Here is a 6,444-nt window from a genome sequence, read left to right on the forward strand (position 1 = left end):
GGGCGCGGGCACCGGGGCCGACTGCGGCGCGCCCTGCGAGGGCGCGCCCGGCGCCGGGGTCTGTGCCGGAGCCTGGTCGGCGGGTGCCGGAGCGGGGGCGGGAGCCGGAGCCTGATCGGCCCCCGCCCCCGGCACCGTGAGCACCATCCCCGGCACCACCACGTCCGGGTCCGTCAGCTGCTCTCCGTCCGGGGCCTGGGCCCCCTTGTTCGCCTCGAACAGCTTCGGCCACTGCTCCCCGTCCCCCAGCTCCCGCTGGGCGATGGCCGACAGGCTCTCCCCGGCCTGGACGGTGACGGTCCGCTGAGCGCCGGAACCGCCCGCACCACCGGGCCCTCCGGCCTCCGTGCCGGACTGCGGAACGTTCTGCGGCGTCCCCTGCGGCGTGCCCTGTGCCGCGTCCCCGGAGGGAGCCGGGGCGGGATCCGGCGCCGGTGTCCTCGCCTCGTCCGGCTTGGCGTCCGCCGGCATCAGCAGCTCCCAGCCGGGCTGGATCGGCCGGTCGGCGTCGAAGCGGATGCCCGAATCGCCCATCACCCGGCCGTCGTTGAGCTTGGCGATCTCCACCCATCGTTCCCCCGAGCCCAGTTGGCGCTCGGCGATGGACCACAGGCTGTCGGCCGGCCGGGCGTCGCGCACCGTGTACGTGGTCTGCTGCTCGGCGGCCGGGGTCAGGGCCGGCGCGGCCTGTGCGGCGGTCAGTGCGGCGCGCTGCACGCCCGGCGTCAACTGCGCCTGGACGACCGGGCCGTGGGTCAGTTCGGGGACGGCGGCGAAGGCCGAGCCGGCCACCGGCAGCAGCGCGAGCACCGAGCCCACCAGTCCGGCCGCGAGCCGCTGGCTCCAGCCGAAGGCGGGAATGCGGCGGGCGATCCGGCCGCGCAGCTGGGCGGGAATCTCCAGCAGGACGGACAGCGCGAAGCAGGCCCAGGCCAGCCAGCCGACCACCACCAGTGCCCACAGGAACAGCCGTCCGTCGTCCGGACTGGTGAGCGCCTCGCCCACCCCGCCCGAGGCGACCTCGCCCATCCCGGCGACCGCTTCGGTGCCGTACAGCAGCAGCGCGGGGACGCCGAACAGCAGGGCGAGCAGGGTGACCAGCGCGCCGAGCGCGGTGATCACGGCGCGTCCGCGCCCGCGGGGTGGTCGGGGCGCCGGGGCGGTGGGCCTTCGGGCACCCCCGGCTCGATGGGAGGTCCCGGCCCGGCCGGTACGGGCCTGGGCGGTACGGGCCTGGTCCTTGGCACGTGGCGCGGCCATCAGTCGGTCTCCGCTTTCTCGACTCCGTGGACGAGGGTCGCACTGCCCTTGCCCGTTACCTTCCGTTCCCCGAGGGCGCCCAGCAGGACCGGACGGTAGTCGGCCCGCACCGTGACGGTGACGACCCTGCCGTCACCGGAGAACTCGATGTCGCCCGCCCGCAGGCCGTACAGGCCCAGGTAGGCATCGGCGGCGTCCCGGACGTACTTCTCCTGGACCTTGAAGCCCTTGCCCTGCAGGACGGCCGCCTGGTCGAGCTGCTGGCCGCCGACCCGCGCGGCCTCCAGGGCGTAGGCGTCGGTCCGTTCGGCGACCCGCAGCCGGCCGCCGGCGTCGATCACCAGGGCGATGACGAGCACGACGTAGGCCGCGCAGATCGCCACGAAGAGGGCCACGGCGCCCCGGTCGGACCGGCGCGCCGGCAGCCGTCGCCGCAGACGGCTCACCACTTCCGTCCCCTCCCCCCACGTCGCACGCTGTTCTCCCCACCGGCCCCCACCGGGCGCCACTCGGTACCGCTGTGTCATCCCCCGGGCGCTCTCCGCTTGCGTCTCCCCCGCACGGGCCGTCTCCAATCCCCCGTCTTCCCGGTGACGGCGCCGTGCGCCGTCACGTGCCCCGGTAACGGTCCACCACCGAGGTGAACTCGCCGACGAGGTGCTTCGTCACGGGCACCCCGGACGGTCCGCCGAGCAGGTCGGCCAGTTCCACGTCGCAGACCACCGTGACGGTGACGGTCGTGACCGGTCCACCCGGCAGGTTCAGCTCCCCCTTGCCGACCCGCACGTCCCCGTCGCGGCAGGACACGCCCTGCTGGCGCAGCGTCGCGAGGGCGGAGTCCCTGGCCGGCTGGTCCATCCCGTCCACGCTGCGCTGCAGGGAGGCGGTCCGGGCCCCGGCCCGGGCGGCGGCCTCCACGGTGCCGGCCGTGGTCTGCACCCGCCCGGCGGCGATGGCCACCAGGACCAGTCCGACCACCCCCGGCACGACGATCGCCGCCTCGATCGCGATCCCGCCCCGGTCCCGCCGGCGCGGCCGCACCCGAAGCCGCTGCCGCCAGTGGCCCGGTGCCCGCGGCGCGCCCCTCACGGCTTCACCACCGGCGGTACGAAGCGCTCGCGCGGCGCCTCGGCGAACTGGGTGACGGCGGCCTTGAGCCCGGGTATCAGCAGTGGCGGGCTCAGCTGCACGGTGACCCGGATGGTCTCCGCCGTGCTGCCGTCGGTCCGCACCGTGTACTCGTGCACGCCCTGCCGGTCGAGGAAGTCGCGGGCCTGCCGCTGGGCCGCCTCGTTCTTCTCGCCGTCCGTCGCGCTGCCCTGCACCCGTCCGGCGTCCACGCCCTCGCGGGCGGCGGTGAGCGCGACCTGCCGGTCGTACCACCACAGCGCGGCCTGGACGACGAGCAGCAGGAGCAGCAGGACGACCGGGAAGACGATGGCGAGGCTCACGCTCATCGACCCCCGGTCGCCCCTGCGGCGGAGAGCAGGACGCATCACTTGGTGGCGCCGCCCGCGCCCGCGCCGCCCGGCATGTTCGGGTCCTGCTCGACCTTCTGGACGACCTTGTCCTTCAACAGGTAGAGAGCGGTCGCCACGGCACCCGCGACGAAGACCAACGCGATGATGGCGAGGGCGAGTTCGATGCTGATCGCGCCGCGGTCGCCGCGCGCGCGGGCGGCCCGCAGCCGGCCGAGCCGCAGGGTGAACAGCAGCAGTGCGAACTGGACCGGTAGCAGGACGGGGCGCAGCGCCCGTCCTGCCAGCTGGGCGAGTCGTACGGTCATCGGGTTCTCCCGGGGGTGTGGCGGTGTGGTCTGGTGGTGGTGCCGGCTGCTCTGATACGGCTGGTGATGCTTGCGGAGGCTGGACAGGGACCGGAAGAGGTCCGGGAGCGCGGTCAGTTGAGCATCTGGTGCAGGGCGGGGAAGACGATCAGGACGGTCATCAGCAGGGTCAGTGCGGCCCCGGGCGCGACCATCCGCTCGCTGTCGGCGTTCGCGCGGGCGAGGTCCTCGGCGAGCAGTTCCCCGCGCAGGCCCTTGGCGCGGGCCCGTAGGGTGTCGTACACGGCGGCTCCGTCGGTGCCGGACAGCCGCATGATGTCGGCCACGTCCTGGAGCGGGCTGAGGCCCAACTCCTCGGCCAAGGCGTCGAGTCCGGCCCACGGCGGGAGCCGGTCGGTGGCCGCGCGCTCCAGGGCGTCGCGGATCCGCAGGAACACCGCGCCCTGCCCGACCGAGGCGGCCCGGCGCAGCGCCTCGGCGGGGCCGCAGTCGGCGGCCCGCTCCATCGCGACGAGTTCCAGGTAGGCGGCGATGCCGTGCAGGTACTCGGTGCGCGCCTCCTTGGCCTCACCGCGCACGATGGCGTCCGGGACGAACCAGAGCAGTCCGGCCAGCAGCGGCCCGGCGACCAGCGGCAGCGCGAACGGCAGGCCCACGTCCATCAGCACGGCCATCGCACCCAGGTAGGCGGGCAGCATCAGGCCGAGCGCGGCGAACAGCAGCTTGTGCACCATGAACCGGGCCGGGGTGCGGCCGATCAGGGCGAGTTCGCGGCGCGGGACCGAGACCCCGCGCAGGTGGACGGACCGCTCGCCGATCCGGTCGTACCAGCGGGGCCGCTCGTCCGGGTCCTGCTCGCGGTCGGCGGGGGTGGCGTGCAGCCGGTCCAGCGCCTGGCGCAGGTCCGGTGGCGCGGGCCGCAGTTCGGCGACCAGGAGGGCGAGGCCGCCGGCCGCGACGGCGCCGGCCAGCACGGACCAGGGGGAGATCATCGGACCTCCCCGAGCTGCTCGGCCGGCTCCGGCCCGGTCGCCGGTGCGGCGGACCGCCGCCCGCTCCTGCTGCGCCGGTCCGGCGTCAGCAGCCGGGGCACCGGCGGGTGGGAGGCCAGCGCCCTCATCCAGGCGATGATCGCCACGAAGAGTGCGGCGACCACGGCGAGCACCACCTGGCCGAGGAAGGTCCCGTACGGCCGGGTGTACTCGGTGTTGAAGGAGCCGACCGTGACGACCAGCACGATGATGCCGACCAGCCAGCGGATGGTGGTCCGGTGCTTGGCCCGGTCGGCCTCGATGGCGCGGCGCTGGCGGACCTCCTCGCGCACCGAGTCGGCCATGTCGGAGAGCGTGCGGGCCAGGCCGGGGCCGCTGTCCCCGGCGCGCAGCACGAGCGCGGCGAGCACCTTGTCGGCGGTGGCGTCGGCGAGGCTGTCGGCGAAGGCGCGCAGCGCCTCCTCGGGCCGCCAGCGGGCCTGCAGCCGGGCGGCCAGTTCGCCGATCTCGTCCTCCAGGGCGGCCGGGGCCGTGCGGCGGCTGGTGACGATGGCCTGGTTGAGGCCGACGCCGAGCAGCAGCACGTCGGCGATCCGCTGGGTCCACTCGGAGAGCGCCTCCAGCCGCTCGATCCGATGGGTGTCCGGGCGGGTGGTGTCGAACAGCCAGGGCAGACCGAAGACGGCCAGCGGCACCAGCAGTGCGGTCAGCGGGATGCCGGTGAACAGCCAGGCCAGCGGCGCGCCGACGAGCGCGAGCGGCAGCTGGACCCGGCGCAGCCGCACCATCCGGTGCGCGGCCGTCCCGGGGGCGCCGTACCAGAACACGTGGACCCGGCCGGCCAGCGGGTTGGCCGCCCGCGCGGCCCCGTCCTCGTCGCCGGGTTCGCTGCCGCGGGCCCAGGCCACCAGGGCCACCAGGCCGCCCGTGACCGCCAGCCCGCAGAGGGCGAAGAGCAGCATCACCGCGCGCCACCGCCGATCCGCAGCTGGAGCGGGGTGGTCCAACTCCCGTACCGGGAGCCGAGCAGCGAGGCGTCGAAGCCGGCCCGGCGCAGGTCGTCCAGGCACTGCGGCGGGGTGTGCGGGACGGCCCGCGGCTCGCCGAGGTCCGGCCGGGGGCCGAAGACGGTGTTCAGCGCGGGGCGGCCGCTCTCCCCGAGGCCGGTGACCTCCAGGACGTGGGAGACGAAACGGTGTCGGCGGCCGCCGACGGCGGTCTCGTCGACCATGGTGACGTGCACGATGAGGTCCAGGGCGTTGGCGGTGAGCCGGTAGGCGAGCGAGTCGGTCATGTGAGAGCCGTACTCCAGGCAGAGTTCGGCGATGCGGTCGACAACCATGTGCGGGCCGCGGGCGTGCAGGGTGCACATCGAGCCACCCTCGCCGTTGGTCATCACCCGCAGCATCGGGACGACCTCGCCGGAGCGTACCTCCCCGACGATGATCCGGGAGAGTGTCATGCGCAGCGCGGCCGGGATGAGGTCGCCGATGGTCAACTCCCCGGCCAGGCGCCCCTCGACGCGCTCGCCGTTGCCCTCGCGGGCCTCCATCGGGACGACCTGGCGCAGGTGGCCGAGGGTGTGCAGCCAGAGCTCGAACTCCGACTCCAGGGTGCCGATCCGCTCGTCCGGCGGGATCTCGGCGGCCATCGCGCGCAGCAGGCTGGTCTTGCCGACGCCCTGGGTTCCGGTGATCATCACGTTCTTCCGGGCCCGGATCGCGGCGGCCAGGAAGGCGGCCAAGGTGGCGTCCAGGGTGCCGAGTTCGACCATCTCGGGCAGCGTCGCGGAGGCCACCCGGTGGCGCCGGATCGCCACGTACGGGCGGGGCGTCACCTCGGTGAGCGCCTGGAGGCGCATGCCGCCCTCCAGCCGCAGCGCGAGGGTCGGGCTGGCGGTGGACAGGCTGCGCTCGCCACCGCCGTGCTGGCGGGCCAGGTCCTGGAGCAGTTCGATGAGTTCGGCGTCGCTGTCGGCCACCGGCGGTACCTGGCGCAGGGGTTGGTGCACCTTGGAGACCCAGACGTCGTCGCAGCCGTTGATCAGGATGTTCTCGATCTCCGGGTCGTCGAGGTAGGGCTGGAGCCGGCCGGCCCGGAACAGCAGGTCGAAGACGGCCTCGGCAAGGGCGCGGTCCTGCTCCCGGGTGGGCGGGATGCCGTGGGTCTGCGCGTAGGCGTCGGACCACCGGGCGACGGTCTCCTCGATCAGCGCCCGGCCGCGCTGGCGGCGGGTGGCGCGGTCCGGCTCGGAGCCGGAGGTGGCGGTCAACCGGGTGATCTGCTGGTGCAGTTCGGCCGCGACCTGGCGCTTGAGCTCGCGGGCGACCTGCGGGTCGACGGCGGGCCGGGTGGCGGCGCCGCGCAGGTCCAGCGAGGGCAGCTGGGAGGGCACGGCGGTGGGCC

Annotated in this window: 8 protein-coding genes; all 8 read right to left on the reverse strand. The window is 74.8% G+C overall.

Annotated elements, in window-relative coordinates:
• The coding region (locus KS423_RS35215) for a LysM peptidoglycan-binding domain-containing protein (RefSeq protein ID WP_224283815.1) at positions 1–1,260 on the reverse strand (1,260 nt) is incomplete at its 3' end.
• On the reverse strand, positions 1,260–1,709 hold the full coding sequence (locus KS423_RS35220) for a hypothetical protein (protein ID WP_224283816.1): 450 nt from the start codon (positions 1,707–1,709) through the stop codon (positions 1,260–1,262). The genes KS423_RS35215 and KS423_RS35220, both read right to left, overlap by 1 nt.
• Before the next feature lie 160 nt (positions 1,710–1,869).
• Positions 1,870–2,349, reverse strand: coding sequence for a TadE/TadG family type IV pilus assembly protein (locus KS423_RS35225; RefSeq protein ID WP_224283817.1), 480 nt, complete (start codon positions 2,347–2,349; stop codon positions 1,870–1,872).
• Positions 2,346–2,717 (reverse strand): TadE/TadG family type IV pilus assembly protein, encoded by a 372-nt coding sequence (locus KS423_RS35230; RefSeq protein ID WP_263455575.1) that lies wholly within the window; start codon positions 2,715–2,717, stop codon positions 2,346–2,348. The genes KS423_RS35225 and KS423_RS35230 overlap by 4 nt, the downstream gene beginning before the upstream one ends.
• Positions 2,718–2,755: 38 nt before the next feature.
• Positions 2,756–3,046, reverse strand: coding sequence for a hypothetical protein (locus KS423_RS35235; protein WP_224283819.1), 291 nt, complete (start codon positions 3,044–3,046; stop codon positions 2,756–2,758).
• 113 nt (positions 3,047–3,159) lie between these two features.
• Positions 3,160–4,038, reverse strand: a complete 879-nt coding sequence (locus KS423_RS35240; RefSeq protein ID WP_224283820.1) for a hypothetical protein — start codon at positions 4,036–4,038, stop codon at positions 3,160–3,162.
• Entirely contained in the window at positions 4,035–5,000 is a 966-nt protein-coding gene (locus tag KS423_RS35245) for a type II secretion system F family protein (protein WP_224283821.1), read from the reverse strand. Before KS423_RS35245 ends, KS423_RS35240 begins: the two co-directional genes overlap by 4 nt.
• Positions 5,000–6,433: a CpaF family protein gene (locus tag KS423_RS35250; RefSeq protein WP_374120082.1), complete on the reverse strand. Its 1,434-nt coding sequence runs from the start codon at positions 6,431–6,433 to the stop codon at positions 5,000–5,002. The genes KS423_RS35245 and KS423_RS35250 overlap by 1 nt, the downstream gene beginning before the upstream one ends.
• Between the last annotated feature and the right edge of the window lie 11 nt (positions 6,434–6,444).

The organism is Streptomyces sp. LS1784 (assembly GCF_020103755.1).
Classification (GTDB): Bacteria; Actinomycetota; Actinomycetes; order Streptomycetales; family Streptomycetaceae; genus Kitasatospora.